This is a genomic window from Nonomuraea sp. SBT364 (assembly GCF_001083785.1).
Taxonomy (GTDB): Bacteria; Actinomycetota; Actinomycetes; order Streptosporangiales; family Streptosporangiaceae; genus Nonomuraea.
This window is the reverse complement of sequence record NZ_LAVL01000022.1, coordinates 35,187-61,213: the sequence shown is the minus strand read 5'-3', so window position 1 is coordinate 61,213 and position 26,027 is coordinate 35,187. Positions and strand designations below refer to the sequence as shown.

The window sequence follows — 26,027 nt, the reverse complement described above, 5'->3', positions numbered from 1 at the left end:
GTCCTCTGCGTGAAGTCGACGAAGCTTCACTTCCCTGCCACTTCAGCTCTCAACGACAGGAAATCCGGTCAAGTCCAGTCGCTGATCGGGCCGCAGTTGTACTGTCCCGTACGGAGTCATGTTGGTATGGAAGAGCGGGGTGAGGCCACGCCGATCGACATCGGTCAGCACGTCGGCCCACGCGGGTTCGGCCACGGTGTCTTGAATCATGAGGGTATTTATGTAGGCGAGGCAGCCTTGCGAGATCATCAAGCAGAGCATGCCGAGTTCCTGCTCCTCGCGCCGGTTGGAGGCCAGCTCGCCTCGCTTGCCGAATCTGATGTAGTCGTTGACTCCGTTGTAGTTCTCCACCACGTTCAGCCCGGACTCGGTCTCGTGCTGAAGATCGCGATCTCGCAGCCAACGAGACAGGAAAATGGTGCGCTGAGCGCAGCCGACCTCATACATCGCCGAGTAGGCCGGATGAGTGGTCTCCCCGGTGAAGCGGCGCAGCAGGGCCTCAGTGGAGGCGGTGCCCTGCCGGATCGCCGTCGCATACTTGATCATCAGGTCGTAGTCGTTCTCGATGAGTTCGGGCCTGATCGGCCGAGTCAGGGCCGGCCCGAGCATCGGGTAGGCGAAGCGGTCACCCTTGCCGGGCAGGTACAGCTTCATGATGTTGATCTGCTTGAACCGGGCGACCAGGTCGAAGTTCAGCAATCTGGTCACGCCGAACCCGATAATCGAAGCGCCGTGGGAATCGACATAGTTGGTCTCCACGGCCATGTTCGTCTCGTGCCGCATCGCGCCCTCGACCATGGCGTGCACCTCCGACGCCGAGCAGGTCAGATGCTGGCTGTAGATGGCCATCGAGCCGCACGTCTCGACCGTCCAGTAGATCAGCACGCCCCGCTTGGCCCGCTTGTACCGCGAGTGGTACTCAGTGAAGATGTTCTGATCGAAGGCGGAAAAGTGTGTGGAGTCGGAGGCTACCGCAGTGGTTCCTTCACCCCACAGCCAGCTCTGGCGGGCGGCGAAGGTGGCGTTGGCGATCACCTTGGCCACCTGCCGCGCCCCGGCGACCGACAGAAAGCGGTGCCGGGAGTAGCGCAGGTCCTCCTCCGAATAGGGGTGCTCGCCGGAGGCGACCGAGCGGATCCCGGCGCCGGTGCCGTAGGCGTAGATCACCAACAGCATCCGCTCGAAGAACTCGCGCGGCTCCATGCCGATGCGGGTCCCGGCCGGGATCAGGCCGTCCAGGCAGCCGGTCCGCAGCGCCGTCTCGGTGAACATGTCCAGCAACGGCACCACGCCCCACCGCTGGCGGACCGCGGCCTTGAGCTTGCGCAGGTTGCGGGGTTCGGGGAGCGGCTCCAGCGGGGTGAGCAGGATAGCGCCGCCCTTATTGCGCTCGACGATCCGCAGCCACGGCAGATCGCCGGTGAACCGCCTGGCGTCCAGGGGCTTGCGGAGCTTGGCGTAGTTCTCGACGCGGCGCTCCTCGTAGTCCTGGGGCAGGTCGTCGTCGGGGTTGCGCCACTTGAGCGCTCCGTGAACCCAGATCTCCTTGCAGCGCAGCTTGTCGCGCAGGGTCTGGAACACCCCGCACTCGTACACGCTGCGCAGGATCCGCCGACGGCCCGCCTTGTCGGTGCGGTACATCAGCTCGGCCAGCTCCGCGGGGTTGATCTGCTCAACGGGGACGGTCTCGCCGGTGGCGTAGTACTTGGTGTGGTTGGTGCGCTCGCTCTTGTACCGCTTGATCAGGGCCAGGGCGGTCATCATCGGGGCGTGCACGGTGTTGGTGGACCCGAATTCCAGCGCCTCCAGGATCTGGATGAGGCCGGTCCGGTAGTGGTTGGTGTAGGAGGCCTTGAACACCCGTTGCCGATGCTGGCGGTGGGTGCTGCCCTTGGCCTGGTACTCGTGCCACAGCGCTACCAGGGTGTCCACCCCGCCGGGCACCACCGGGTAGATCACCTCGCTGACCGTCTCGTCCGGAGCTTCGAGCGCGGCCTGGGTCAACTTGAACAAGATGTTCTCCTTGCCCGAGACGCGCTTGAGCTCGGCGACGAACTCCTCGGTCACCTTGGTGTCGGCTCGGGCGTTGATCCGCTGCACCGTGGTGATCAGCAGATCGACCAGCGCATCGATGGTCTCCCGTCGGCGGCAATACAGGTACGCGGCCAGCAACGTCACCTTGATCTCGTCGGGATGCGCCCGCAGATGGCTGGGCGCCTCGGCCGCGACCCGGGCTCGCCAGGCCAGCAGCACGCCCGGCGCGACATCGTTGATCAGACTCTCAGGTAGCCCGACGGCCTCGATCGCTCCGAGCTTGAATGCCTCCCGTTCCATGGTCTTGACGCTGACGTTGCCGAGCTCCTCCCGGATCGCCGCGAACACGTCCGCGCCCTCGGGGCTTGCCTCCTCGGGCTCCGCTTCGCTCTGGTCTTCTTGTTCCCGGGCCGCCTTAGACTGGCCCGAGGAGGCCTCATCGGGGTCGTCGACGTCACCGTCATCGTCGTCGCTTTGACCCTCGCGCCGCGCGATCAACGTGAGCATTCGCTCGACCACCTCCGCCGGGATCCGCGAGGCGATCCGTAACGTCAGGGTCTTCTCGGCCTGATCAAGCCCCGAGCCGACGATCCGCAGCAGCCGAAGCTTGGACGGCGGCTCGATCTGCTCTTCCTCCAGATGGTTCAAGAGTGCAACACAGACCCGATCAGGGCGCCGCTCGGCCTTGCAGATGTTGCCGGCCAGCCACTCGGCTGCCTTCTCGGCATCGTCCACCCCGCACTCGCGGAAACCGGTGAACTTCCGGATATCAGTCATCGGCCAATTCAGTCCGGCCACGAGGGAACCGGCCATGGAGCTGATGAAACTTCAGCATCAACGCGAAGGCCAGCTTCGTCGGCCCTCGCCGCCCCGCCAGCAGCGCCATCTCCTCATCGAGGAGAGTCCAGTTCCCGACCAACTCGTCTTCATCGACGACACGCGCCACGTCGCATCCGGCCTTCTCGCGGGCTGACGGCCACCTGACCGCCGCAGAACCAAACCCCCCGAGATCGGATCAATACTGACCGTACGCGACCGCGTACGTCTCGGATTTCGCGAAAGATCCGATAGAAGGCGACGAGGACCTCACTGACCAGCCTCAACACGCTCGCGTGTACTTGGTGACAGCGTCCTTAACGGCAGGCCCACAAGCGGCAGAGCAGCGTTCGTATCGTGCGAACGGAGTTTTTCGTACGTTCGCAAACGGTCAGACCAAATGATCTGACTCCTGATAACCTTCCTTATCGCGGGTCAGAAACGTGGGTGCCGGAGGAGGCGAACGGGTGGAGAGGAGGATGTTGGAGGACGTTGCCGATCCCGGCAGCGGGGGAGCGGCTGCCTCACTCGCCCGGCCTCCGGCCCCGGGAAGGACGCGGAATGGGGCAAGCGGCCGTGATGAACATGGACGCGGTGTCTCGTCCCCGGGAGGATGTCCATGGAGATCACCGGCATCAGCCACAACCCTGCGGCGGTCCTGATCTCCGAGATCGGGGACATCACCCGTTTCACCAGCTCAGCCAAGCTCGCCCGCTACACCGGACGACCTCGAAGCCGTCGCCCTTGCGCTCGACAACCGGCCCCGCAAGATCCTCGGCCGGCGCACCCCCGCCGAGGTGTTCGACGAGCAGCTACGCTCGATCCAACGAGCCGGTGTTGCAACGACAGGTTGAACCCAGGAACTACACCAGTGACGAGTTCGGCCGCTTCCTTACCGGCCAGGGCATCCACCGCTCGGTCGGCCGCACCGGCGTCTGCTACGACAATGCGATGGCCGAGTCGTTTTTCTCCGCGCTCAAGAACGAATGGCTGCACCGCTTCATCTTCACCACCAGGACCCCGGCACCACGGCAGGCCATCCGCTACATCGACGGCTTCTGCAACCACCGGCGCCTGCACTCGTCGCTCGGCTACCGGACACCCCTGAAGGTACTCAACGAGTCCCATTCGACCCAAACGGCCGCATAAGATACGCCCATAAGACGGGCTGTCCGGAATCTCCATGGCCTCTCAGCTCACGCGATGGCTCACCTTCGTTGAGGGCTGGAGCTCCACCACTCGACGGGGACGCGGCCACTCACTACGTTGTCAGCTTCTGCACACCCCATCGCATGGGTACGACCAGAATCTGCCGCAGCCTGAATCAGACCGCTCGCAGCCGCAGCCGCTGAACACGTATCCACAGCAGTAGCGTGAGCCGTCGTTACTGCACCAATCACTTGTCACGGAGCAGCCGCAACCGGCGTCGGCGGAGATCGCCGAGTCGGCGGGGCCCAGAGTCGCGAACAGGCCAAGTGCCTCGTGGTGGCCGAAAGCCGCAGTGGCGGACTCCTCAAAACCCTCGCTTCTGGCGCGAGCGGCGGCCGCTTCAGGCGTGCCGAAGGCGAACGCGCCCGGATCCGACACAATTGCCATCGCGTCGTCGAGAACCTGCTGCTGCGCCTTGGTGAGATCGGGATGCGTCGTCCGGTACCGCTGGAGTTGCTCTACCCACAGACGGCTTCTGACCTCGGGAGAGGAAGCCTGCCAGATCGCCTTGCGATACGTCATGGGATGGGCGGCGACGTCGTTGTAGGCCTGCGGCAGGTTGGCCCTGTTGGCCTCGACCCACTTGTACGCGGCGGAGGAGTCCGGGGCTGTGGCGAAGGCAGGTGTCCTGCCCGTGAGCGCGAGGCCGACCGCGACCGCCGTACCCGCTCCGAGGCGCAGGAAGTGGCTTCTGTTGATGAACGTGCCGTCATTCTTCGCCGCGGCCCGTGCTCCATGCCGCATGTCGCCCAGTGCGGCGATGACGCGCATCGCGGGACGGATCCCCAATTGGCGCAGGAGGGGAAGCATGATCGCCCGGCCGGTCCAGATCCTGATGGAGGTGCCATCTGTCGCGATGACCGTGGGAGCCCATGGAGCCTCAGGCCCGAGCTGCTGTTCCCGTAACTGCTGTATTTCCTTGTTCTGCAGCGGCAGCACTTCGAGACGCTGCGCGGCAGCGTCTCCGATGATCCCGGAAATGTGCTGACACTGGCCGCACGAAGCATCGAATGCGAGAATCCAGCGGATGTCGACTTTGTGCATCGGCGCCTCCTGATTGGCTGGCATATGCCTGTGACGGTCAAGGCCCTCATCGAAATAGAGCGTCATTGCGGAGAGGCCCATCTCGAAGGCGAGACTACCTCCTGGGTAAATTCGGCGGCAGGCGGTATTTTGCCGAATACCGCCATATCGCTGCCACTGGGTGGCAGGCCCCTACGGGCGCGGAACGGCAGTCAGGGGCGTCCGCTGTCAAGGGGCGGCGAGAAATTCGGCCGCACGTCAGGCTCACCAGGCCAAACTCAGGACGATCCGTAACGGGCGGCGGCACCTATGGCGGTGATCGTACGATCAGTGGCCGGAACAGACCTCTTCATTCTCCACGCCGCGCAATTCCCGTGCGGGAGACAGCTGATCACATCATGATCGTGACAGCATTAGTCATTGTGACGAACCATCAAGGAGCTCATCATCCGCTGGGACGGCTCGCTGTTCATGAATTGACGAAGGCTCACGGAAAGCGGGCCTGACCCGCGCGGTTCCCGTTCTCCCGCGGGGAGAGCAGGACCGGCAGGGTCTGGCTGCTGTTGCTCAGTGAGGTGGCCAGCGGCTCCAGCTGGTGTGGTGCGGCGGCCAGGGTGAGGCCGGGAAAGGCCTCGAACAGTTTGCTCAGGGCGACCTCGGCCTCCAGCCGGGCCAGGGCGGCGCCCACACAGAAGTGCTCGCCGTGGCCGAAGGACAGGTGGTCGGCCGGCGGGTCGGACAGTTCGAAGCGCGCGGCCCGCTCGCCGTAGTGGCCGGGGTCGCGGCCGACGGCGGCGTAGCAGGCCAGGACGGCATCGCCGGCCCGCAACCGTACGCCGTCGATCTCGGTGTCGCGGATCGCGTAGCGCATCGGGAAGTAGGCCACGGGGGAGTCCCAGCGCAGGGTCTCCTCCACCGCCGCACTCCAGGGCATCGCGCCGCTGCGCAGCAGGGCGAGCTGGCCGGGATGCGACAGCAGGGCGCGTACAGCGTTGGTGATGAGGTTGATGGTGGTCTCGTGCCCGGCGATGAACATCGTCATGACCATGTCGTGCAGTTCGGGCTCGGTGAGCCGGTCGCCCTGTTCGCCGCGCACCGCGATCAGGGCGCTGGTCAGGTCGTCGCCGGGTTCGCGCCGGCGCAGTGCGATCACCTCGCCGAACAGCTCGCGCAGCGTCCGCATCCGGGTGTCGGCGTAGTCGGGGGCGTCGGTGACGCGTACCAGCCGGTCCGTGAGCTTGTGCAGGTCGGCGTGCCAGGAGCGGGGAATGCCGACCAGCTCGCAGATGACGTTCCTGGGCAGCGGATAGGCGTACTCGCGGCGCAGGTTCACGGGGCCGGGCGGCAGGCCGGCCAGGTGGGAGAGGAGCTCGCCGGTGAGCGTCTCGATGCGCGGGCGCAGCTCCTGCACGTGCCGGGCGGTGAAAGCCCTGCTCACCAGCCGCCGCAGGCGCTGGTGCTCCTCGCCTTCGGCGGTGACCATGGAGCGGGCGGTGATGATGTTGTTGAGCGGCCAGTCGGCCGGCACCTCGCCCCGCGCCCAGGCCGACCAGTGACGCAGTTCCTTGGACAGATCCTGGTGGGTGAGCACCTGCTGCAGGGCGTCGTGGCGGGTCACCGCCCAGGCGCGCACCCCGCCGGGCAGTTCGACTTCGAGGAGCGGCGCGCTCTCGCGCAGGCGTTCGTTCTGCCCGTGCAGGTCACGCATCCGGATGTCGATGACCACCGGGGCGGGTGGTGTCACCTCCGGAGCCGGCTGTGGTGACGTGTCCATCGGTGTGCCCTCCGTTGTCGTGGGTTACCCGCCGTGTGCCGCAGGTGGATGCCCCGCGCTGCGTACAGCGGGACATACAACTCATATTGTAACGTATTGACTACACTAAGTAGTTTTCGGGTGGGCGGGACCAGGCCGCCACAACAGAGGGGAAACCCGGGTGACCACCAATCCGTACGCTTCGTCGCCCTTCAGCTACGCCTCCGAACCGCCCGTCGCCCCCTACGCGATCAGCGAGCTGATGCCAGGGATCCGCAACCTGTTGCGTCACGTTCAGCTCGCGGCCGGAGAACGTGTCCTGCTCCTGGCCGAGCACACCGTCGACCCGGTCGTCATCCAGGCCGTCGCCGCCGGGGCGGCCTGCCTCGACGCTGATGTACGCATCCTTTCGGTGCCGCCCTTCAGCCCCGGAGGATGGGACAGCGAGCCCGCCCTGCAGGTCGAGGTGGCAGCGGTCAGCAAGGCCGACGTCGTCATCAGTGCCACCTGGTGGGCCGAGGTGCACACCGCCCCGCTCTTCTTCGACCAGGTCATGGCCATGCCCGTGCGCTTCGCCTCCCTGCACATGGCCGCCACCGCCGGCGCGCTGCTCACCGGCGCCAGGTTCCCCAACGAGCTCTTCTACGCCCTCAAGCAGCGGGCCCTGAGCCGGCTCACCCAGGCCGAGACGATCCGCGTGACCTCCGGCTCGGGCACCGACCTCACCATGTCCGGGCTCACCTTCGCCCCCGACGGCGGCCCCGTGCGGACAGGCACCTGGCAGCCCTTCCCGTACGGCGGAGCCAACTTCTGGCCGACCCACAGCGAAGGCGTCCTCGTCATCGAGGACTCGACCTTCACCGGAGTGCCGGACCAGCCCATCCGCGTCACCCTGCGGGACAACCGGGTCCGCGCCATCGAAGGCGGCGCGGCGGCCGATCAGATCCGCCGCCGCGCGCCCGGCGGCTACTACATGCGGCACGCCCTGATCGGCCTCAACCCGAAGGTCCGGATCGCCGGCGGCCCCCAGTTCGAACGCGAGAAGCATGCCGGGGCCTTCTACTGCGGCCTCGACGCCCTCACCGACGGCGTCCCCGAAACCGCCGCGCCGGGCTTCGCGCACTGCGACTGTCAGATCGACCGGCCGACCGTTCACCTCGACGGGGAGCTGTTCGTCGACCGAGGCCGCCTGCTCCTCCTCGACGACCCCGGCATTCGTGAGGTGGCCGAGGGGTTCGGCCCACCGGACGTGCTCCTCGACGACAATCCGCTCCTGATCCTTCCCCGCCGCTATACGGGCGGCCCCATGGGTGTGCCCGTCACCTAGTGGCCGGGCGAAGGCGTGCGATCCTGTTCCGGCGAAGGGGCGCTCCCGGGTGCCCGGCCGCCGGCCGGCGGCACCGTGCCCCTGCCGGCCACCATCGCGACGATCGCCTGACCGGTCGCGGCGACGCACATCAGCGTGATGGGCGCCTGCCAGCCGGAGCTGACGGTGTGCAGCAGCCCGAAGACCACCGGTCCTGCGGCGGCCACCAGGTATCCGATCGACTGCGCCATGGCTGACAACGCGCCCGCCGCGGTCGCGTCCTGGGCGCGCAGGCCGAGGAAGGCCAGGGCGAGCACCAGGCACGCTCCGCCGCCCAGCCCGAGGACGACAGTCCACAACAACGGCCATTCCGGCATGACCAGAAGCCCCAGGTAGCCGGTGAGCGAGACGGCGGAGCTCACCGCCGCCACCGCGCGCTGGTCACGCGCCCACCGCAGCGCGGCGGGCGCGGCCAGGCTGGTCACCACCGCGACCGCCTGGAACGCGAACAGTAGCCACCCCGCCGCGGCCGCGCTCACCCCACTGTCCTGGAACACCTGAGGCAGCCACGTGACGACGACGTAGAAGCCCATCGACTGCAATCCCATGAACGCCGTGACCGCCCACGCCAGCGCCGATCCCCAGGGCAACCTGTGCCTGCGGATCGCCCCCGAGACCGGCCGCGGCGTCCGCACCTGCGGGAGCCAGAGCACGACGGCCACCAGCGCGAGGACGATCCAGCACCCCAGCGCGGTGTACCAGCCGCCGGGGGCGACCTGGCTGATCGGCACCGCCACCCCGGAAGCCACCGCGGCGACAGCCCCCATCACCGTGACGTACGCACTGGTCAGCAGCCCCACCTGGGTGGGAAAATCGCGCTTGATCAGGCTCGGCAGCAGCACGTTGCCCACGGCGATTCCGGCACCGATCAGGACGGTTCCCGCGAACAGCCCGGTTGCCGTCGGTATCCACCGGACCGCGATCCCGAGCGTCAGCACCACGAGCGCGGCCCAGAGGAGCCGCTCAGGTCCCCAGCGCGCCGCCAGTCGCGGAACCATCGGAGATATGGCCGCGAACGCCAGCAAGGGCAGCGTGGTCAGCAGGCCGACCACGGCCGGAGCCAACTCCAGATCGGCCTGCACGCGATCCAGCAGCGGCCCCACACCGGTCAGGCTCGGCCGGAGGTTCGCGGCCACCACCAGCAGCCCCCACACCAGCAGCGCCCGGCCGGAATGCCCCGCCGACCGCCGTGGAGCCGGCGAGAACGAGATGAAACGCCTCTTCGACATGCAATTACCCCATCATGCATAATACGGAATATGGACTCCGGATTCCGTATTGAAGTCTAGACAGAGGATCGTTTCGCATGCCAACTCCGCGAACCCCCCGCAGGACACGTACCGACGCCGAGCGCAATCGAGATCGCGTCCTGGAGGCGGCTCGCGCGTTGTTCGCCGAGTCCGGTCACGACGTGCAGATGGCGGAGGTCGCACGGGCGGCGAGCGTGGGCATCGGGACCCTCTACCGCAAATTCCCGACCCGGGAGGCCCTGATCGAGGCCATTGCCGAGCGCCGGACCGCCGACCTCGTCGCCGAGGCACGCCGGCTCGCCGACACCGGTGATCCGGCTCAAGGCTTGGCCGGGTTTCTGTACCACGTGGGCCAGGTGCTCGCCGAAGACCGCGGCATGTCCGAGGTGATCGAGAAGGCCATGGGCTCGGCCGAGCCGCGGGGAGAGACCCGCGAGGCGCTGCTCACCGTCGTGGCCGAGCTGCTCGGCCGGGCACGGGCGCGTGGCACGGTCGGGCAGGACGTGACGGCCGGGGACGTCAACATCGTCATCTGCGGCCTGGCGGCGGTCACTCGCAACGCCGCAGGCGATTGGCAGCGGTATGTGGAGATCGCACTCGACGGTCTCCACCCCCGCTGATCGGACGCCTTGCCGTCTTCCGTCCCCGGTGACTGACAACCCTTTTGAATTCCTTCGGGGTTCTGCAGCAGGACCGCTCGGCGGTGGTCATCACCATGGTCATCGCGGCGGAGACCGGCGCCGCCGCCGCTCCTGCCGTGGGGGACGTCAGCTGGGCGCAGGTACCGAACGCGCCCCCGGGCTCGCCGAACAGGGTGACGTTGCGCGGGTCACCGCCGAAGGCCGCCGCCCTGTGCCGTATCCGGCGCAGCCCGGCCTGCTGCGGCGTCGTAGTCGCCACCGGCGTCCTGGGTGAAGCCGCCGCCGTGCAGCCAGACCATCACCGGCAGCCGCCGCCCGGCGGACACGGCACGGGGGCGGTGGCGTTCAGGTGGAGGCAGTCCTCGGCGGTGCTGGCCGGGTTGGAGTCGGCGGGACTGGCGTTCTGCGGGCAGCGCGGGGCCGTCCGGGTGCCGTCCTTGGCGCCTTTCCACGCCTGGACGGGCCGCGGCGGCTGCCGGCGCAGCGCTCCGATCGGCGGTGCGGCATAGGGAAGGCATTGAACCGCTGCACGTCCGGGACGAGGTGTGCGCGCCATTCCTGGAAGTCTCACCGGCGCACCACCCGATACGCCGCGATGAGCAAGCACATGGCCCCGAAGGCTCCCAGGGCGAGATCGGTCCAGCCGGGGGCGCTGAGGGCGCGCAGGATGCCGGCGACTCCGAAGCTGGTGCCCCACTGCGCCTCGGTGATCGCCGAGCCGAACCCCTGAACGGCGAACAGAACCCCGGCCAGCCACAGCGCCTTGTCGGCTGTGCGGTTGCGTGTCTTCGGACGACTATCCATGGACCCTCCTTGTTTCGATGCGTACGCATCAAATAAACCGCAAAAGCTGATATGATGCAACCGCATCGAAAAGTGAGCGGAAGGAGCCGCATGCCCAAGCAGGTCGACTACGAGTCCCGACGCCGCCACATCGCCGAAGCGGTCTGCGACCTGATCGACCGGCACGGCCCCGAAGGCGCGACCCTCCGGGACGTGGCGCAGCAGGCCGGCGTGTCCATGGGGGTGGTGCAGCGCTGCTTCGCCACCAAGGACGAGATGCTCGCCTTCGCCCTGCAGCGCATCACCGAACGCATCACCGCTCAGGGCCAGGAGGAGATCGGCGCCTCCGCCGCCAAGGAGTCGGCGGTGACCCTGCTCACCGCCACCCTGCGTACGCTCGCCCTGATCGAGCCGCACCAGCGACGCGACGCCAGGATCCTGGCGGCCTTCACCGCCCACGCCACGGCCATTCCGTCCCTGGCGGAAATCCTGCGCGAAGCCCATGCCAGAACGCGCGACCTGCTGGCCTGGCTGATCCGCTACGGCCAGCGAACCGGCGAGTTCCGCGACGACCTCGACGCCGATCTCGAGGCCGAGACCCTTCTGCCGCTGGTCGAAGGGCTGACTTCGCTTGCCCTGCTCGGACACCGCCCCGCCGTGCCCGCTCACGACATCCTTACCGGTCGTATCGACGGCCTGCGCATGCGGCCATCCCGGCCGAGCCGACCGGCCTCATCGACCGCGATCACCTGACGGCGCCTGACGAGCGCGAGCTGGGCGGCGGCTGTTTCCGGCGCCGATGCTTCGTTCCCCAGTTTGCTGGCAGCTCGACGGAGGTCGGTCGTCCGCCGCCGCCTCGTTCACGCCTCCACCGAGACCATCCGGCCGTACGCGCTGCTCGCGACGAGATCGCCGCTGACTGCAGTCAAAGATCGCCCCGGCTCACGCGGCTCCCATCCGACGGCCGGGGAGAGCCGGTGATGGTTGCGCCGCTGCCCGTACGAGAGATCCGGTGGGTAGTGCCAGAGCCCGGCCGAGTACGCATGCCGAGTCCGGAACACGAGGACTACCTGCTGACGCGGATCGCGCACCGATTAGGTTTCCGCGCCGTGTCCGTCTGTACCTGTGAGATCGACTCACGGAAGGCTGGCACGATGCGGAAACTGATATTCGGCATGAACCTGAGCCTGGACGGCTACATCGCCGCGCCCGGCGACGACCTCGGCTGGGGCGTACCGAGCGACGAGCTGTTCCAGTGGTGGTCCGACCGGGTGGGGGCGACCGGCCTGGCGCTGTACGGGCGCAAACTGTGGGAGACGATGAGCTCCCACTGGCCGACCGCCGACCAGCAGCCCGGCGCCACAGCGGCGGAGATCGAGTACGCCCGCCGCTGGCGGGACATGCCGAAGGTGGTGTTCTCCTCGACGACCAGCACGGTCGACTGGAACACCCGCCTGTTCACCGGTGACGCGGTCACCGAGATCACCCGGCTCAAGGCCGGGGACGGCGGCCCGATGGACATCGGCGGCGCCACGCTCGCCGGGGCGGCCATGCGGGCCGGGCTGATCGACGAGTACGTGCTGGTCACCGCACCGGCCCTGGTGGGCGGCGGCACGCCGTTCTTCACGGCCCTGGACAGCTGGGTGAAGCTGAACCTGGTGGAGACGCGGACGTTTCCCGGCGGCGTGGTGCTGACCCGATACGAGACGAGGCGATGAGCACGGGACAGATGCTCGGCCCGTGAGACCAGGTCGAAATCCTTCCTGGCGTGCTCACCGTGACGCTCGGCTATGAGTGAACCTTCCCAGGGCCCTTCCTTGCGTTCCGGGTGAGCTGCCCCGCCGGCAACACCGGCGGGGCAGTGGGGTTCGCGTGGCCGCGTCGGTGTTCAGCTGGTCGGGGTGCTCATTCCGCGGTGACTTCGGTGACGGCGGCCCGTGCGCCGGACTCGCCGACGACAGGGCTTTCGCCTGCTGGCAGTGCCGGGGGCAGGCCCAGCCATGGTTTGTCGGTGGCGTCGAATCCGGTGAGCTCGGCGATCTTCCCGTCGACGATGTGCAGGACCGCGAGGGTGAACAGCCGGTACGCCGGGTCGTCGGGGGTGCGGAGGTACAGCGCGGCGGCAGGCATGCGGTTGACCGCCGTGGTGATACAGCGCCAGTCGTCGCAGCCGCGCTGGAAGAGCCCGCCGGACACCCAGCCGTCCACCGCGTCCTTGGCCGTGATGACCGAGGTGCCCGGCTCGGGCAGCATCGCGAAGCGCAGGTCGTCGCGCAGCAGGGACGTCAGCCCGTCGAGGTCGTTGCGCTCATGGGCGTCGATGTACGACCTCACCACGCCGCGCTCGTCATTCGACAGCTCGTGGGTGGCGGGGCTCCGCCAGTCGAGGCGGCGGTCGGGAAGCTGCTCGCGCATCGTCACGCGCGCCCGCTGCAGCGCGCTGGTCACCGAGGCGACGGTCAGATCGAGGACGTCGGCGGCCTTCGCCGCCGGCCAGCCGAGGACGTCACGCAGGATGAACGCCGCCCGCTGCCGCGGCGGCAGGTGCTGGACGGCGACGATGAACGCCAGCTCGATCGTTTCCCGCGCCACCACCGATTCCTGCGGGTCCTCGGGGAGCATCCGGTCGGGGTACGGCTGCAGGTACAGCACCTCGGAGCCGGAGTCCGGAAGCTCGGCCTGTACGGGTGTGCGGTCGTTGCGCTTCTCCAGGAAGTCGAGGCAGGCGTTCGTCGCGATCCGGTACAGCCAGGTCCGCAGGGCCGCGCGGCCCTTGAACGACTCTCGCCCGTTCCAGGCTCGCAGGAACGTCTCCTGCGTCATGTCCTGGGCGTCCTCGTAGTTCGCGAGCATCCGGTAGCAGTGCACCTGCAGCTCACGCCGGTGGCGCTCCGTGATGCGAGCGAACCGCTCCGTGTCGCCTGAGCGGGCCGCCGCGATGAACGTGGCCTCGTCGGCGCCCAGCAGTCTGGAGTCGCTCATGGTCATCAATCCTTCCACCGGTGCGAGAGTGCTAACAGAACTGACGACGTGGCGGAGGATTACTGATCGGTGAAGCCGCTGACACCGGGCCGTTCGCCAGGCCGGATGGGCCGGATCAATCCAGGAGACGTGCTCCGGGCAGCGAGCACGCCCTCGATGCCGAGGTGGGGCCGGCACGGCCAGGCTTTTCGGCGCCTGCTATTCAGGGGCCGCACCGGCGTCTTCCAGTTGTGGCGCGAGACAACGGCATCACCGGCCTGCGGACCGCAGATCATGTACGGGAGAAAGGGACGGTTGCGCCTCTGACCTGGGCGATCCCGCCCACGTTTTCAGCCCAGCAGGGCGCGCAGCGCCAAGTCGCCGATCTGCCGCAACTCGTCGTGGCTGCGGCCGGCTGCCGCCTGGACGGCGATGCCGTCGGAAATCGTGTGGACGAGTGCGGCCAGAGCGGCCGGGTCGTAGTGGGAGGGCAGATCGGTGGCCTGCTCCAGCCGTCTGCGCAGCGCCGCCTCGCCGGCTCTGCGCACCGTGATGGCGTCCTGGCGTACGGTGTGCGCGTCAGGTCCGCAGGCGTGCACGCTGTTGACGCACAGACAGCCGGGGGGCGTGTTCTCGCCCGCGGTGAGGTCCACGGCTCCGTGGATCAGTTGCTCGACGACCTCCCGGCCGGTGGGCGCGTCCAGCGCGTCGGCGGTGTAGCCGCCCGGGCCGTCGAGGTAGCGGGCGAGGACCTTGGCGAACAGTTCCTCCTTGTTGCCGAAGGCGGCGTAGAGGCTGGGCTTGTTGATGCCCATCGCGGTGGTGAGATCGGTCAGCGAGGTGCCCTCGTAGCCGTGCCGCCAGAACACCTCCAGCGCGCGATCGAGTGCGGAGTCTGCGTCGAACGAGCGTGGGCGTCCGCCGGGCATGCCGTCCTCCGGCTTCTCTGTCGAGATTTATACCTCTCGGTACATTACCTCTTGTGGGCGGGGGTCGCGATGTTCTAGTTTCATACCGATAGGTACACAACTAAGGAGCGGCGCATGATCCGAGTCGGAGTTGTCGGGGCCAGCGGTTGGGCGAACGGATCACACCTGCCCGCACTCGCTGCGCTTGAGGCGTTCGAGGTGACCGCGGTCGCGACCACCAATCAGGCCAGCGCGGAGCGGGCGGCCGCCACCCATGGCGTGCGGCACGCCTTCGCCAACGCGGGCGAACTCGCGGAGCACCCCGACGTCGACCTGGTTGTCGTCTCGGTGAAGGCCTCTGGGCATGCCGCCGTGATCAGGGCCGCGCTCAATGCCGGCAAGCACGTCGTGTCCGAGTGGCCGCTGGGTGTCGACGCCGACGAAGCGAGCGAGCTGACCGAGGCGGCCGCCGCCGCAGGCGTCGTCCACGCGGTCGTTCTCCAGGGTCACCATTCCCCGAGCGCCCGCTTCGCCGCCGACCTCCTGGCCGAAGGCCGGATCGGCACGCTCGAATCGGTCGCGCTGGTGGGGGAGGGCGCGCCGTGGGGCGGCAGTCGAATCTGGCCCGATCTGGTGTTCGGCCTCGACCCCTCGGAGGGAACCAACATCCTGACCATCATGGCCGGCCACTTCCTGGCCGCACTCGAACGGGTCACGGGCCCGCTGGCCGAGGTCTCGGCACGACTGCCCCACACGCACGACCGCGTGCTGGTCTCCGGGACGGAACGGACCGTGCCCAACGCCACGCCCAGTCACGTGCTGCTGCACGGACTGCTGACGAGCGGCGCCACCGCCTCCGTCGTCGTGCACGGCGGCAACGGACCCAGCCAGGACGGGTTCCTGCTCAAGCTCGTAGGCAGCGACGGGACATTGACCGCCACCCCCGCCCAGCGCGGGACGTTCATCCACTGGGGCGACTGGGACATCAGGATCGGAGACGACCTCCTGGCCGTGCCCGGCGCCTATCGCACCGTCCCGGCCGGCGTCCGGTCCGGCCCGCCGGCCAACATCGCGGCCCTTTATCAGGAGGTCGCCCAGGCCATCGCCGAAGACCGGCAACCGCACCCCAGTTTCGCGACCGCCCTGCGCCACCACCGGCTCCTTGCCGCCATCGAACGGTCCGCGGCCGACGGAATCACCCGGCACATCTCGTAACTCGCCCGGCGCGACGGGCGCCGGCACCGGCGGCTGGGCCCTGATACTCGACCCCGACGGCGCTGGTGGTCGCCATGGTCGGCGCGGAGGGGCATGACGGGGACGGGCTGGACGTGCCGTCCTACTACGGCGCCTACTGGACAGGCCATCTGCTCATCGGGGTCGGAGCTCCACATTGGTACGCCAGGAGAGTCCACCTGATCGTCAGCGTGTGTGGCGCCCGGTCACTCGGCCACTATCACTGATCCTGCCGTGTGGGGGGAGGGCCGGCCGGCGCCGTCCAAGTTCTCCTGGTCCGGTTTCCAGCGAAACCGCCACCCGCTACTTCCGGTGTGCGGCGGGATGCTCCTGGGCGTGCCCTGAACCGGCCAGGCCAGCGTGGACATTCGTTGAGGAATGTCGCTATCGTCCGCAGGTTCCCATTCGCTTGCGAGGTGTCGCGTTCCCGGAGGTCCGCATGTTTCCCCTGGCCACTCATGGAAGAAAACAGGTGTGGCGAACCATTTCCGGCCTCGCTGTTCCTCTTTTCGTGGCCGGGTCCGTCAATTTCGCCGCCCAGCTCGGCATTATCGCCATTCTGGGACGTATGGGGGGAGAGGCCATTTATGTGCGTTCCCTGTATCAGCCTGTCAGCCTCATCGTCCTTGCCCTGAGTGTGGGCTTCGCGGTCTGTAACCAGGTCGCCGCCGCGATCAGCAAGGGGGCCGGGCGCCCCCGGGACGTCATGTCGAACGCCGCCAGCCTGGCCCGGGTATGGCTCGGGCTCGGCGCGGTCCTGTACCTGGTCCTCGCGGTCGCGGCTCCCTCCCTGACCGGTCTCCTCCAGGTGGACGCCGCCGGCCTGCGGGACACGTTCACCTCCTTCCTGCGCTGGACCAGCGCCGCCGGCCTGCTGGTCGTCGGGGAGGAGCTGTGCGCGTCCAGCCTGCGCGGCTATGGGTATGTGCGGCAGGCCACAGTCCTGGTCATCTGTACGGCGAGCGTGAGGATCGGCCTCGTGGCCGGCCTCGGGCTCGGTGCCGGCATCGGGATCGCGGCGGTGCCCATCGCCGAGGCGACCGCGGGGTTGACCGGCCTGACCATGGGCCTGGTGCTGCTTCGCCGCACCGAGCTGTGGCATCCGCCGGCCGTTCGGATCTGGCGGCGTGGGGTGTTCACCGACCTGCGCCGCATCGGTGTGCCCATCGCCCTGACCTTTCTCGTGCTCTCCACGTACAACCTCGCGGTCATCGGCGTCCTCGGGAACTACGGGGAGAACGCCGTGGCCGGGTTCACGGTCGCTTCCACCCTGCAGAACGTCGTGCTGCTGCCGGGCATGGTCCTGGGGACAGCCACAGCGATCACCATCAACCAGCAACGCGGCGCGGGCGAATGGCGGCGCATACGTGAATCGATGCGCGGTGGCATCGAGGTCACCGTCGTGACCTACGTGGTGATCGCGGCGCTGGTCTGGTCACTGCATGACCCGCTGGCGTGGCTGATCGGCGGCGACGCCGGCGTGGCCGAGGCCGCGGGCAGTTACCTGGGCGCCGTGGCGCTCACCTACGCCGTCCAGGGACCCGTGCTCGCCTCGCTGGCCGTCATGGAGGAAACCGGCGGCGGCTTCCGGGCCATCGTGCTCAACGCCATCTACTTCGGTTTGATCGTCGCGGTCAGCGCGGTGGCGGCGCACGCCGTCGGCAGCGCGGACGGCTTCTACGCCGCGGTGGCGTACTGCAACCTGATCGGCGTGACCGTGCCGCTCATCGCCATGCGACACGTACGAAAACTGTCGCGCCAGGGGTAGCGCCGCTCAAGCGGCCACCGCCGCCGCTGGACTCCGTTCCGAATCTCTCTGACCCCCGTCTCCTCTCGCTCCGGCTCACCAACGGCGAGGACGACCTCTCCGGTGGTCCAGCCGCCTGCGACGTGGTCGTGCGCCTTGGCCGGGGGAAAACCGCGTCCCCGGCGCCGACTGCTGTGTCGCCCACATGAGAGGTGTGCGATAGGTTGCCCGCCATGCCCCAGCTTGGACCAGTAGCCTGGCCACCTGCCCCGATGCGGACCGAAAGGCTCGTGCTCCGCGAGCCCGAGGCCCGCGACCGTGCGGCGGTCATCGAGCTGCTGGCCTCGCCCGAGGTAGGCGCCTACCTCGGGGGAGCGCAGCCGCGTGACGAACTCGAACGCGCCATACCGGAGGCACCCGACCGGCGCCCCGGCCTTTTCGTGGTCGATCTCGACGGAACGATGATCGGTCAGATCATGCTCACCAGAGACACGGGGCACCTTCGTCAGGCCGCCGGCAGGGTCGAGCTCGGTTACCTGTTCCTGCCGCGGGCCTGGGGATGCGGCTACGCCACCGAGGCGTGCGCGGCGGCACTCGACTGGTTCGCCGGCGCGCTTCCCGGCGAACCGGTGGTGCTCGCGACCCAGACCGCCAACGTCGGCTCGATGCGCCTCGCGGCGAAGCTGGGGTTCGTCGAGGTGGAGCGGTTCGAGGCCTACGGCGCCGAGCAGTGGTTCGGCATGTGGTCGCCGCCCGCCTGAGCCCGTGCCCGGGCGGGGTCAGTCGCGGACCTGGGCGTTCACTGCCGGATGCGCGTCACCGCTGTCCGCGCCCAGGCTCGCCAGCAGGCGCAGCCCGTCCGCGGCGCGGCTGCCGGGGACCGCGGACAGCACCAGCAGCTCCATGCCCGGCTCGTCCGGCAGTGCGAAGTTCTCCTGGTGCAGTTCCAGCAGTCCGACCAGCGGGTGCAGGTACGCCTTGCGTCCATGCGTGCGGGCGCGCACGTCCGCACGGGCCCAGAGGCGGCGGAAGCGCTCACTCCCCATGGCCAGCTCGCCGATGAGCGAGGCCAGACGGGGGTCGTCGGGGTATTTGCCGGCGGCCAGGCGCAGGTGCCCGACCACGTCGAGCGTGCACGTCTCCCAGTCCGAGTAGAGGCCGCGCTCGGCCTCGTCGAGGAAGATGTGCCGGGCGGTGTTCAGGCCCGGGATCGGCCGGCCGTAGAGGAGCCCGGCGAGGCGGTTGCCGGCGAGCACGTCCAGACGGTGATCCATGATCAGCGCGGGGGCGTCGGTGACCAGGTCGAGAACGCGCAGCAGCTCCGGCCGCAGGCGTCCGCCCGGCGCCTTAGCGCGGCGGCGGCGCTGCCGGGCGAGCCTGTAGAGGTGCCCGCGCTCGGTCTCGTCGAGGCCCAGGACGCGGGCGAGCGCGTCGAGGACCTGCTCGGAGGGCTGGGTCGCGCGGCCTTGCTCCAGGCGTACGTAATAGTCGACGCTCACTCCGGACAGGTGCGCGACCTCTTCGCGGCGCAGCCCTTCGACCCGGCGGCGGCTGTCGGCGGGGATGCCGGCGGCGGCCGGGTCGACCCGGGAACGCCGGGTCCGCAGGAATCCCGCGAGGTCGTCCATGGCTCCAGTATGGCCTGTACGGTGCCCGTGAAGGTGGCCCTGCCATTACCAGGAAGTCCCGTCCGACGGAAGAGGCGCCCCTGAACGCCGGGCGTCGCGGAGCCCAGGATCGAAGCCATCCGATCCGAAGGAGTTCCGATGAAGACGCTGATCGTGCACGCCCACCCGGAGCCGAAGTCGCTCAACGGCTCGCTGAAGGACCTCGCGGTGTCCACCTTGGAGACCGCCGGGCACGAGGTGCGGGTGAGCGACCTGTACGCGATGAACTGGAAGACGGTCGTGGACGCCACGGACTACGGCGCCCAAGCCTCGAACCCGCTGAGTGTCGTCCGGGACTCGGGCCGGGCCTTCGACGCCGGGACGCTCACCCCGGACGTCCTCGCCGAGCAGGAGAAGCTGCTGTGGGCCGACACGATCATCTTTCAGTTCCCGTTGTGGTGGTACACGATGCCCGCGATCCTCAAAGGCTGGGTGGACCGGGTGTTCACCCACCGTTTCGCGTACGGCGTCGGCGAGCACAGCGACGTCAAGTACGGCGAGCGCTTCGGCGAAGGCACCCTCACCGGCAGGAGGGCTCTGCTGTCGGTGACCGTCGGCGGCCCGGAGTCGCATTACGCCGCTCGCGGGATCAACGGCCCCATCGACGATCTGCTGTTCCCGATCCACCACGGCATCCTCTACTTCCCGGGCATGGCGGTGCTGCCGCCGTTCGTGCTGTACAGCACCGACCGGATGACCGGCGATGACTACCCGGACGTCGCCAAGGCGTGGGAGCAGCGCCTGCTCACCCTGGAGTCGACCGAGCCGATCGCGTTCCGGCGGCAGAACTTCGGCGACTACGAGATCCCCTCGCTGCATCTGAAGGAGGGGCTGGAGCCCGCGGGCCGCTCGGGCTTCGGGCTGCACGTAAGCGGCTGACCGCCGCCGACGACGAGCGATACGACCATGCCCGTACGGCGTGCGCGCTTTCTCCCGCAGGATCGATAGGGCGCCTGCTCGCGCAACCACTCGTACGGGTCGGGCGGGCAGCTACGCTCGACCGGCAGCTCCAGGCCGGCGAGGTCGTCGGCAACGCTCTTCGTCATCAGGGTCCCGTTGATGGATACGGCGCAGTGGCGCGGCGGCTGACCGATCACTTCAGCGTGAGCGGGGTCTCGGAGGCGATGCGGGTCAGCTTGCGCGGGTTGCGGACGTAGTAGAGGCCGGTGATGCGGGCGTTCTCGATCCGGACGGCGATGACGCCGTCGAGGTCGCCGTCCAGGCGGAGGAGGAGTGCCGGGTTGCCGTTGACGACGGTGGGCTCGCCGGTGAGCGTGATCTGGGCCTTGCCGAGGCCGTCGATGATCATGCGGGCCACCTTGCCGGCGCCCGTGATCGGCCGGGGGGCGGCCTGCTTGACGCCGCCGCCGTCGCTGATCAGGACGACGTCGGGGGCGAGCACGTCGAGCAGGTCCTGCAGGTTTCTGGAGTCGAGGGCTCGCTGGAAGGACTCCAGTACCGCCTGGGCCTCGCCGGGGGAGACCGTCTCGCGCGGGCGGCGGGCATCGACGTGCCGACGGGCGCGGTGTGCGATCTGGCGGACCGTGGCCGGGCTCTTGCTCACGGCGGCCGCGATCTCCTGGTAGCCGACGTCGAAGACCTCGCGCAGGACGAAGACGGCGCGCTCGGTCGGCGACAGCGTCTCCAGGACGAGCATCAGCGCCATCGACACGCTCTCGGCCAGCTCGACGTCCTCGGCCACGTCCGGCGTGGTGAGCAGCGGCTCGGGCAGCCAGGGGCCGACGTAGGCCTCCTTGCGACGTTTCATGGTACGCAGCCGGTCCAGCGACCGCCGGGTCGTGATCCGCACCAGGTAAGCACGCTGATCGCGCACCTGCCCCAGGTCGATCTTCATCCATCGCAGCCAGGTCTCCTGCAGGACGTCCTCGGCGTCGGCGGCCGAGCCGAGCATCTCGTAGGCGACGGTGAACAGCAGGTTGCGGTGGGCGACGAACGCCTCGGTGGCCGGGTCCATGCCGTCGGCCCGAGCGGATGGCCCGGCTGTGTCCACCGTCGGCTCGCTGCGCTCGCTCATGGCTGGCTCCTGCCCTGTTGCCTCAACTTCTGCTCCACGCATAAGGCGCCGGCCCCCGCCGCTGTGTGACACCCGTGGTCAGTGACACGCGTCACATGACTCCGCCGTCACGGAGTTCGGGACGCCGGCGCCTCAGGGGCGTCAGGACGCCGTGCGCACGATCCGCGCGGCACACGACTACGCGTGGTGACGCAGGACCGGTCAGTTTACCGGCAGCACGTGAACCGGCAGGAGTGACACATGAAGCACCGCATCGTCGTCAATGCCGTGCCGGTCTTCGTCCAGCGGTTGCGGCTGCACCAGTTGGCGGCCGGTCACGAGATCGGGACTCACATGCTCGCTGACGTCTTCGCGGGCACGGGGATCCGGCTGTGCCTGGCCCGTGTCACCGCCGTCGATCCCGAGCGTCAGGTCGTCGCCGTGGCCGGTGGCGGCGACGCCGACGCCGTTGTCGGGGAGCTCGGCTATGACACGCTGGTGTACGCGCTCGGCAGCCACGTCGCCGGCCATGGCGTTCCCGGTGTGGCCGAGCATGCCTTCCACGTCACCGCCCGGCCCGCGGCGCTGCGCCTGCGCGAGCGCCTGGACAGCAGGATTCGAGGTCACCCCCATCGCCGCCATCGCCGGACTGGAAGTCACCCCCAACGGGCAGATCATCGTCGATGACACCATGCGCTCGGTCTCCCACCCGAACATCTACGCAGCAGGCGACAGCGCCCACGCCATCGGCGACAACGGCCGGCTCCACCGGCCGGAAGGCCATCGAGGCAATCGCGGGCCGCCTGACCGGCCGCAGGATCGCGAACTCCAAGCTGGTCTACACGTACAACCACATCAGTCTCGGGCGGCGGGACGGCATCCTGCAGCCGGTCGACGCCGCAGGGCGAGCGAAGCCGAAGTACCAGGGCGGCTCGAAGCCCGCGCGGACCAAAGGCGGGCATCCTCAAGATGGCCCTGTGGGCCACCTCGCACCTGACCTTCGGCCTGCCCAGGCGCAGGCACCGCCTGACCGCCGCGAAGGCGCTTGCGCTCCGCGCGCGGGTGACGGGGCAGCCGGCGTTCGCCCTGTGATGGCACGGGTCTCGACGAACGCGATGTCTGAAAACTGCCAGCGTGTGCGCGGTCGGCCGGGTGACAATCCGCTCGTGATCGCTGAAACGCAGGGGATGCGCATCCGGCATCGCGGGCATGAACCGCAGGTCCATCCCACCGCCTACGTCGCCCCGACGGCCACGCTGGTCGGTGATGTCCGCGTGGGGCCGAGGGCGCGGGTGATGTACGGTGCGGTGCTCGATGCCGAGGGGTCTCGGATCGAGGTCGGGGAGGCGGCGGTGATCTGCGAGAACGCGGTGCTGCGCGCGTCCGCGGTCGCCGGTGATCAGCCGGTGCTCGTCGGTGACCACGTCTTCGTGGGGCCGCATGCCACGCTGCTGGGCTGCGAGGTCGGCAGGTGCGTCTACGTGGCGACCACGGCGACGGTTCTGCAGCGCGCACGGCTGGGGGCCGGTTCGGTCGTCGCCGTCGGTGCGCTCGTCCATGCGCGCACTGTTCTGCCGGACGAGTACTTCGTGCCGCCGAACACCGTGGCGCTTGACGCGCCGGTGCGGCTGCTGGCCCCTGGTGATCCGGGCCTGGCCGAGGCCGTCGGCCGGGTGGGCTTCGCACAGGTGGCGTTCGGTGTCGACGCGGAGTGGACTGACCGGATCAGCCGGTACGAGCGGATCGCGGAGGTGCGCGTCGCCGAGTTCGGCACGCACGCGGACGATGAGGTTCTGAATCGCGGCTAGCGTGGCCTCATTCCGGTGAAAGGGCGTCGAGAGCCCGGTCGACGTAGTCACGGGTCAGTGGTTCCTGGGTGATCAGGAGCTGGAAGTAGAGCGGCCCGGACGGCCGGGGGCTTGAAATGGGTAGGTGCGAAGATCCGTATCAAGACCGAGCAGAAGGATGCCACGGTCGGTCCGTACTGCGACGGGTGGAAGAATCCACGGGACGGTAATGCGTACATTCCGGTCACAACTGATGACGCCAAAGATCGAACGGGTTGGATCGACGCTAGCGCCTTGACCCCTGTGCGCTGATTCCGGCGCGGCAATGTCCCGTGCCCGAGCCGTGGCGGTGGCCGGTGATCGTCATCATGATCGTGATCGGTCTCGCGGGCTTCTGGGCGCCTATCTGCTGTACGGGGCCGAGCCCCCGATCCCCAACTCGATCCGGCCCGGCGCCGCGTCAACCCGGGCCACGGGCGGGCCGGCGTCGGGCACTAGGTTGGACGGCATGGCGCTGCGACTGCTTCAGGTGAATCTCAAGGCCCGGGATGACGCGGCGCTGGGCCGGTTCTGGGCCGAGGCGCTGGGCTGGACTGTTTCCAGCGGGGGATCCGGCGCGACCGGCGTTCAGCCCGCGGGTTTCGTCTGGCAGGATCCCGTCGGCGTATGCGTCGATGTCATCGCGGTCCCGGACCCCGAAACGGTGAAGTACCGCGCGCACCTCGATCTCGCCACCACCTCCGCGGTCCATCAGGCGGAGTTGGTCGCGCGCCTGACCGAGCTCGGCGCGAAGCCCGCCGACGTGGGCCAGGGCGATGTGCCGTGGACGGTGCTGGCCGACCCGGAGGGCAACGTGTTCTGCGTCCTGGAGCCTCGGGAGATCTACCGCGACACCGGGCCGATCGCCGCGGTGGTCGTCGACTGCGCGGACCCGGGGGCCATGGCCCGGTTCTGGGGCGAGGCGATCGGCTGGACCCCGCACGAGGTGACCGAAGATCATGCGCGGCTGCGCTCGGCCACCGGTGACGGGCCGTTTCTTGAGTTCCTCCGCATGCCCGGCAGCGAGAGCGTGTGGAACCGCTTCCATCTCGACCTGCTGCCGAACCGCGGTGACGAGCAAGCTGGGGAGGTGGCCCGGCTGCGGGCGCTCGGCGCGACGCTCACCGACATCGGTCAGGGCGACGTCCCATGGGTCGTCCTCGCCGACCCGGAGGGCAACGAGTTCTGCGTCCTTGGTCCGGCCTGACTTGAAGGTCCGGCCTGACTTGAAGTCTCGCGGGCGCCGCGTCGCCGCCTTCGGCGGTCCAGCCGGAGGCGGCGGGGTCGCGTCACGCGACGGCGGTGCCCTCGAGCTCGACCATCAGGTCGGGGATCGCCAGCCGCGTCACCCCGAGCATCGTGGTGGACGGCGCCACCCCGGCGGCGCCCAGCCGCGACGCCAGCACGCCGTAGTGCTCGAAGAGCCGGTCGACGTCGGTGGTGTAGACGTTGAGCCGGACGAGGTTCGCGAGGGACATACCGGCCTCGCCGAGCACGGCCTCCAGGTTGTCGAGGCTCAGCGCCAGCTGCGCCGCCATGTCATCGCCGTGCTGGGGCTTGCCGTCGCCGCTCATCGCGGTCTGCCCGGAGCAGTAAAGGGTCCGGGTGTGCCCGGAGACGATCTCACCCTGGTTGTACCCCAGCTGCACCGACCACGGCCATGGGTTGACCACCGTTCGCTCGATTGCCATATCAGCTCCGTTCGATTCGTCGATATGACGTACGTCTGACGTCGTGGTGATCAGCCTCCCGGCAAATCACGACATCTTGTGTCGTGTATCTCGGTAATGTTGTCGTATGCGTGCCGACCGGTTGGTCTCGCTGGTGCTGTTGCTGCGGCGGCACGGCCGCCTGTCCGCGCCCGCGCTGGCCCGCGAGCTGGAGGTGTCCACCCGCACCGTGCTGCGCGACATCGAGGCGCTGTCGGCGGCCGGCGTCCCGGTCTACGCCGAACGCGGCCGGCACGGCGGCTTCGCGTTGTTGCCCGGTTTCCGGACCGAGCTCACCGGACTGAACCATGACGAGGCCCTGGCCCTGCTGATCGCCGGGTCGCGGCGCGGCGCGCAGGCGTTCGGCCTAGGCTCCGCGCTGGCCTCGGCGATGCTCAAGGTGGTCGACGCGCTGCCCGAGAGCTATCGGGACACCGCGGCCGGCGCGGCCGAGCGATTGCTCATCGACCCGGAGACCGACCTCCTCTCGCGTCGGCTGGTCGACGAGGAGGTGCCTGACGCCATAGTCGCCGAGGTCCTGCGCGCGGTGTTCGCCGGGCACAAACTACGCATCCACTACGCGGCCGCGGACCAGTCCCCGGAATGGCGCACCGTGGACCCCATCGGCCTGGTCACCGTCCGCGACCGGGGCTACCTGCTGGCCACGAGGTCGGGCGCGGACCGCACCTACCGGCTCTCGCGGATCTCGGCCGCCGAAAAACTGGCAGAACCCGCACAGCGACCGGACCGGGTCGATCTGGACCGGGCCTGGCAGGAACGCAGCACGCGGTTCCGGACCGGCGGCGACCAGGTCACCGTGCTGGTCCGGGTGAACCCGGCGCGGCGGGAGGACCTGGTGGGCACCGCGCTGGCCGTCCGCGCCGAGGAAGCAGAACCGGACGGCCGGCTGCGGCTGGAGCTGTCCTTCCAAGATTCGAGACACGCCGAATGGGCGCTGTGGCAGCTCTCCACGAACGCGGAAGCCCTGGCCCCGCAGTGGCTGCGCGACTCCCTGCGCGACCGCGCCGCCGCGATCGTCACCCGCTACACCGCGTCGTCCTGAGCCGGAGGCCGATCAGCGGCGGCC

At 68.8% G+C, this 26,027-nt stretch carries 28 protein-coding genes and 2 pseudogenes; 17 read left to right on the top strand and 13 right to left on the bottom strand.

What is annotated here, in order from left to right:
- Positions 1-42: 42 nt before the first annotated feature.
- A pseudogene (locus ADY59_RS13645) lies at positions 43-2,920 on the bottom strand (Tn3 family transposase).
- On the opposite strand from ADY59_RS13645, the gene ADY59_RS52535 reads away from it, so the two are divergent.
- The 3 genes and pseudogenes from ADY59_RS52535 (at position 2,846) to ADY59_RS13640 (ending at position 3,999) form a co-directional block, all read left to right on the top strand.
- Positions 2,846-3,007: a hypothetical protein gene (locus ADY59_RS52535; RefSeq protein ID WP_231618706.1), complete on the top strand. Its 162-nt coding sequence runs from the start codon at positions 2,846-2,848 to the stop codon at positions 3,005-3,007. The pseudogene ADY59_RS13645 and the gene ADY59_RS52535 sit on opposite strands and share 75 nt — an antisense overlap.
- A 456-nt stretch (positions 3,008-3,463) precedes the next feature.
- Positions 3,464-3,526 (top strand): annotated as a pseudogene (locus tag ADY59_RS54015) (hypothetical protein); the annotation flags it as partial.
- A gap of 161 nt (positions 3,527-3,687) precedes the next feature.
- Positions 3,688-3,999, top strand: a complete 312-nt coding sequence (locus ADY59_RS13640; RefSeq protein WP_049562142.1) for an integrase core domain-containing protein — start codon at positions 3,688-3,690, stop codon at positions 3,997-3,999.
- 120 nt (positions 4,000-4,119) lie between these two features.
- Here ADY59_RS13640 and ADY59_RS13635 read toward each other — a convergent pair whose 3' ends face one another.
- On the bottom strand, positions 4,120-5,169 hold the full coding sequence (locus ADY59_RS13635) for a bacteriocin fulvocin C-related protein (RefSeq protein WP_197093619.1): 1,050 nt from the start codon (positions 5,167-5,169) through the stop codon (positions 4,120-4,122).
- 400 nt (positions 5,170-5,569) lie between these two features.
- Positions 5,570-6,856, bottom strand: coding sequence for a cytochrome P450 family protein (locus ADY59_RS13630; RefSeq protein ID WP_063780656.1), 1,287 nt, complete (start codon positions 6,854-6,856; stop codon positions 5,570-5,572).
- A 160-nt stretch (positions 6,857-7,016) separates the two neighbouring features.
- Here ADY59_RS13630 and ADY59_RS13625 point away from each other — a divergent pair, with 160 nt between their 5' ends.
- Positions 7,017-8,162, top strand: coding sequence for a hypothetical protein (locus ADY59_RS13625; protein ID WP_049562139.1), 1,146 nt, complete (start codon positions 7,017-7,019; stop codon positions 8,160-8,162).
- Here the strand turns inward: ADY59_RS13625 and ADY59_RS13620 are convergent.
- The gene (locus ADY59_RS13620) at positions 8,159-9,430 is read right to left on the bottom strand and encodes a CynX/NimT family MFS transporter (RefSeq protein WP_049562137.1); all 1,272 of its coding nucleotides are present in this window, start codon (positions 9,428-9,430) and stop codon (positions 8,159-8,161) included. The genes ADY59_RS13625 and ADY59_RS13620 overlap by 4 nt on opposite strands.
- Positions 9,431-9,507: 77 nt before the next feature.
- Between ADY59_RS13620 and ADY59_RS13615 the strand changes: the two genes are divergently transcribed.
- Positions 9,508-10,071: a TetR/AcrR family transcriptional regulator gene (locus ADY59_RS13615; protein WP_049562136.1), complete on the top strand. Its 564-nt coding sequence runs from the start codon at positions 9,508-9,510 to the stop codon at positions 10,069-10,071.
- Here the strand turns inward: ADY59_RS13615 and ADY59_RS54010 are convergent.
- The 3 genes from ADY59_RS54010 to ADY59_RS13605 are packed head-to-tail and all read right to left on the bottom strand — an operon-like array spanning position 10,001 to position 10,896.
- A complete protein-coding gene (locus ADY59_RS54010) occupies positions 10,001-10,351 on the bottom strand; it encodes a carboxylesterase family protein (RefSeq protein WP_156325470.1) in 351 nt (116 codons plus the stop codon). The genes ADY59_RS13615 and ADY59_RS54010 overlap by 71 nt on opposite strands.
- A gap of 39 nt (positions 10,352-10,390) precedes the next feature.
- Positions 10,391-10,648 (bottom strand): carboxylesterase family protein, encoded by a 258-nt coding sequence (locus tag ADY59_RS54005; RefSeq protein WP_082310086.1) that lies wholly within the window; start codon positions 10,646-10,648, stop codon positions 10,391-10,393.
- 11 nt (positions 10,649-10,659) lie between these two features.
- Positions 10,660-10,896: a hypothetical protein gene (locus tag ADY59_RS13605; RefSeq protein WP_049562133.1), complete on the bottom strand. Its 237-nt coding sequence runs from the start codon at positions 10,894-10,896 to the stop codon at positions 10,660-10,662.
- Positions 10,897-10,986: 90 nt separating this feature from the next.
- Between ADY59_RS13605 and ADY59_RS13600 the strand changes: the two genes are divergently transcribed.
- Both ADY59_RS13600 and ADY59_RS13595 read left to right on the top strand, forming a co-directional pair.
- Positions 10,987-11,628 carry a TetR/AcrR family transcriptional regulator gene (locus tag ADY59_RS13600; protein WP_063780655.1) on the top strand — a complete coding sequence of 214 codons (642 nt, stop codon included), beginning with the start codon at positions 10,987-10,989 and terminating at the stop codon, positions 11,626-11,628.
- Between the two features lie 401 nt (positions 11,629-12,029).
- Positions 12,030-12,593: a dihydrofolate reductase family protein gene (locus ADY59_RS13595; RefSeq protein ID WP_049562131.1), complete on the top strand. Its 564-nt coding sequence runs from the start codon at positions 12,030-12,032 to the stop codon at positions 12,591-12,593.
- A 187-nt stretch (positions 12,594-12,780) separates the two neighbouring features.
- Here the strand turns inward: ADY59_RS13595 and ADY59_RS13590 are convergent, their stop codons facing one another.
- Together ADY59_RS13590 and ADY59_RS13585 are read right to left on the bottom strand one after the other, a co-directional pair.
- Positions 12,781-13,857, bottom strand: coding sequence for an RNA polymerase subunit sigma-70 (locus ADY59_RS13590; RefSeq protein ID WP_197093618.1), 1,077 nt, complete (start codon positions 13,855-13,857; stop codon positions 12,781-12,783).
- A 329-nt stretch (positions 13,858-14,186) separates the two neighbouring features.
- On the bottom strand, positions 14,187-14,765 hold the full coding sequence (locus ADY59_RS13585) for a TetR/AcrR family transcriptional regulator (protein WP_049562130.1): 579 nt from the start codon (positions 14,763-14,765) through the stop codon (positions 14,187-14,189).
- A gap of 114 nt (positions 14,766-14,879) precedes the next feature.
- Here ADY59_RS13585 and ADY59_RS13580 point away from each other — a divergent pair, with 114 nt between their 5' ends.
- From ADY59_RS13580 to ADY59_RS13565, 4 genes are all read left to right on the top strand, one after another.
- Positions 14,880-15,959, top strand: coding sequence for a Gfo/Idh/MocA family protein (locus ADY59_RS13580; RefSeq protein WP_082310085.1), 1,080 nt, complete (start codon positions 14,880-14,882; stop codon positions 15,957-15,959).
- 74 nt (positions 15,960-16,033) lie between these two features.
- The gene (locus ADY59_RS13575; protein ID WP_156325469.1) at positions 16,034-16,204 is read left to right on the top strand and encodes a hypothetical protein; all 171 of its coding nucleotides are present in this window, start codon (positions 16,034-16,036) and stop codon (positions 16,202-16,204) included.
- 245 nt (positions 16,205-16,449) lie between these two features.
- A complete protein-coding gene (locus tag ADY59_RS13570) occupies positions 16,450-17,745 on the top strand; it encodes an MATE family efflux transporter (protein ID WP_197093617.1) in 1,296 nt (431 codons plus the stop codon).
- A gap of 251 nt (positions 17,746-17,996) precedes the next feature.
- Complete coding sequence (locus ADY59_RS13565) at positions 17,997-18,485, top strand: GNAT family N-acetyltransferase (protein ID WP_231618705.1); 489 nt, start codon at positions 17,997-17,999, stop codon at positions 18,483-18,485.
- An 18-nt stretch (positions 18,486-18,503) separates the two neighbouring features.
- Here the strand turns inward: ADY59_RS13565 and ADY59_RS13560 are convergent, their stop codons facing one another.
- Entirely contained in the window at positions 18,504-19,352 is an 849-nt protein-coding gene (locus ADY59_RS13560; RefSeq protein ID WP_049562124.1) for a helix-turn-helix transcriptional regulator, read from the bottom strand.
- A 138-nt stretch (positions 19,353-19,490) separates the two neighbouring features.
- Between ADY59_RS13560 and ADY59_RS13555 the strand changes: the two genes are divergently transcribed.
- Positions 19,491-20,270 (top strand): NAD(P)H-dependent oxidoreductase, encoded by a 780-nt coding sequence (locus ADY59_RS13555; RefSeq protein ID WP_049562122.1) that lies wholly within the window; start codon positions 19,491-19,493, stop codon positions 20,268-20,270.
- Positions 20,271-20,484: 214 nt separating this feature from the next.
- Here ADY59_RS13555 and ADY59_RS13550 read toward each other — a convergent pair whose 3' ends face one another.
- Positions 20,485-21,366, bottom strand: a complete 882-nt coding sequence (locus ADY59_RS13550) for an RNA polymerase sigma-70 factor (protein WP_049562177.1) — start codon at positions 21,364-21,366, stop codon at positions 20,485-20,487.
- Between the two features lie 261 nt (positions 21,367-21,627).
- On the bottom strand, positions 21,628-22,122 hold the full coding sequence (locus ADY59_RS51340) for a hypothetical protein (RefSeq protein ID WP_049562120.1): 495 nt from the start codon (positions 22,120-22,122) through the stop codon (positions 21,628-21,630).
- Here ADY59_RS51340 and ADY59_RS54000 point away from each other — a divergent pair.
- The 4 genes from ADY59_RS54000 to ADY59_RS13535 all read left to right on the top strand — a co-directional run bounded on the left by ADY59_RS54000 (position 22,037) and on the right by ADY59_RS13535 (position 24,438).
- Positions 22,037-22,402, top strand: coding sequence for an FAD-dependent oxidoreductase (locus ADY59_RS54000; protein WP_442937699.1), 366 nt, complete (start codon positions 22,037-22,039; stop codon positions 22,400-22,402). The two genes, ADY59_RS51340 and ADY59_RS54000, sit on opposite strands and share 86 nt — an antisense overlap.
- Entirely contained in the window at positions 22,375-22,497 is a 123-nt protein-coding gene (locus ADY59_RS53350) for a hypothetical protein (protein WP_269433594.1), read from the top strand. The genes ADY59_RS54000 and ADY59_RS53350 overlap by 28 nt, the downstream gene beginning before the upstream one ends.
- A complete protein-coding gene (locus ADY59_RS13540) occupies positions 22,497-23,213 on the top strand; it encodes a gamma carbonic anhydrase family protein (protein ID WP_231618709.1) in 717 nt (238 codons plus the stop codon). The genes ADY59_RS53350 and ADY59_RS13540 overlap by 1 nt, the downstream gene beginning before the upstream one ends.
- 487 nt (positions 23,214-23,700) lie before the next feature.
- Positions 23,701-24,438 (top strand): VOC family protein, encoded by a 738-nt coding sequence (locus tag ADY59_RS13535; protein ID WP_049562117.1) that lies wholly within the window; start codon positions 23,701-23,703, stop codon positions 24,436-24,438.
- Between the two features lie 82 nt (positions 24,439-24,520).
- Here ADY59_RS13535 and ADY59_RS13530 read toward each other — a convergent pair whose 3' ends face one another.
- Positions 24,521-24,916 (bottom strand): RidA family protein, encoded by a 396-nt coding sequence (locus ADY59_RS13530; protein WP_197093624.1) that lies wholly within the window; start codon positions 24,914-24,916, stop codon positions 24,521-24,523.
- A 112-nt stretch (positions 24,917-25,028) separates the two neighbouring features.
- On the opposite strand from ADY59_RS13530, the gene ADY59_RS13525 reads away from it, so the two are divergent.
- Positions 25,029-26,003, top strand: a complete 975-nt coding sequence (locus ADY59_RS13525; RefSeq protein WP_049562113.1) for a helix-turn-helix transcriptional regulator — start codon at positions 25,029-25,031, stop codon at positions 26,001-26,003.
- Positions 26,004-26,027: the final 24 nt, after the last annotated feature.

Excerpts from the sequence above, each read along its gene's own strand:
- ADY59_RS52535 (WP_231618706.1), top strand. The coding sequence starts at position 2,846 with ATGGAGCTGATGAAACTTCAGCATCAACGCGAAGGCCAGCTTCGTCGG.
- ADY59_RS13635 (WP_197093619.1), bottom strand. The coding sequence starts at position 5,169 with ATGACGCTCTATTTCGATGAGGGCCTTGACCGTCACAGGCATATGCCA.
- ADY59_RS13630 (WP_063780656.1), bottom strand. The coding sequence starts at position 6,856 with ATGGACACGTCACCACAGCCGGCTCCGGAGGTGACACCACCCGCCCCG.
- ADY59_RS13620 (WP_049562137.1), bottom strand. The coding sequence starts at position 9,430 with ATGTCGAAGAGGCGTTTCATCTCGTTCTCGCCGGCTCCACGGCGGTCG.
- ADY59_RS13615 (WP_049562136.1), top strand. The coding sequence starts at position 9,508 with ATGCCAACTCCGCGAACCCCCCGCAGGACACGTACCGACGCCGAGCGC.
- ADY59_RS54005 (WP_082310086.1), bottom strand. The coding sequence starts at position 10,648 with ATGGCGCGCACACCTCGTCCCGGACGTGCAGCGGTTCAATGCCTTCCC.
- ADY59_RS13605 (WP_049562133.1), bottom strand. The coding sequence starts at position 10,896 with ATGGATAGTCGTCCGAAGACACGCAACCGCACAGCCGACAAGGCGCTG.
- ADY59_RS13600 (WP_063780655.1), top strand. The coding sequence starts at position 10,987 with ATGCCCAAGCAGGTCGACTACGAGTCCCGACGCCGCCACATCGCCGAA.
- ADY59_RS13595 (WP_049562131.1), top strand. The coding sequence starts at position 12,030 with ATGCGGAAACTGATATTCGGCATGAACCTGAGCCTGGACGGCTACATC.
- ADY59_RS13590 (WP_197093618.1), bottom strand. The coding sequence starts at position 13,857 with ATGAGCGACTCCAGACTGCTGGGCGCCGACGAGGCCACGTTCATCGCG.
- ADY59_RS13585 (WP_049562130.1), bottom strand. The coding sequence starts at position 14,765 with ATGCCCGGCGGACGCCCACGCTCGTTCGACGCAGACTCCGCACTCGAT.
- ADY59_RS13580 (WP_082310085.1), top strand. The coding sequence starts at position 14,880 with ATGATCCGAGTCGGAGTTGTCGGGGCCAGCGGTTGGGCGAACGGATCA.
- ADY59_RS13575 (WP_156325469.1), top strand. The coding sequence starts at position 16,034 with ATGGTCGGCGCGGAGGGGCATGACGGGGACGGGCTGGACGTGCCGTCC.
- ADY59_RS13565 (WP_231618705.1), top strand. The coding sequence starts at position 17,997 with ATGCGGACCGAAAGGCTCGTGCTCCGCGAGCCCGAGGCCCGCGACCGT.
- ADY59_RS13560 (WP_049562124.1), bottom strand. The coding sequence starts at position 19,352 with ATGGACGACCTCGCGGGATTCCTGCGGACCCGGCGTTCCCGGGTCGAC.
- ADY59_RS13555 (WP_049562122.1), top strand. The coding sequence starts at position 19,491 with ATGAAGACGCTGATCGTGCACGCCCACCCGGAGCCGAAGTCGCTCAAC.
- ADY59_RS13550 (WP_049562177.1), bottom strand. The coding sequence starts at position 21,366 with ATGGACCCGGCCACCGAGGCGTTCGTCGCCCACCGCAACCTGCTGTTC.
- ADY59_RS51340 (WP_049562120.1), bottom strand. The coding sequence starts at position 22,122 with ATGTTCGGGTGGGAGACCGAGCGCATGGTGTCATCGACGATGATCTGC.
- ADY59_RS53350 (WP_269433594.1), top strand. The coding sequence starts at position 22,375 with ATGGCCCTGTGGGCCACCTCGCACCTGACCTTCGGCCTGCCCAGGCGC.
- ADY59_RS13540 (WP_231618709.1), top strand. The coding sequence starts at position 22,497 with ATGGCACGGGTCTCGACGAACGCGATGTCTGAAAACTGCCAGCGTGTG.
- ADY59_RS13535 (WP_049562117.1), top strand. The coding sequence starts at position 23,701 with ATGGCGCTGCGACTGCTTCAGGTGAATCTCAAGGCCCGGGATGACGCG.
- ADY59_RS13525 (WP_049562113.1), top strand. The coding sequence starts at position 25,029 with ATGCGTGCCGACCGGTTGGTCTCGCTGGTGCTGTTGCTGCGGCGGCAC.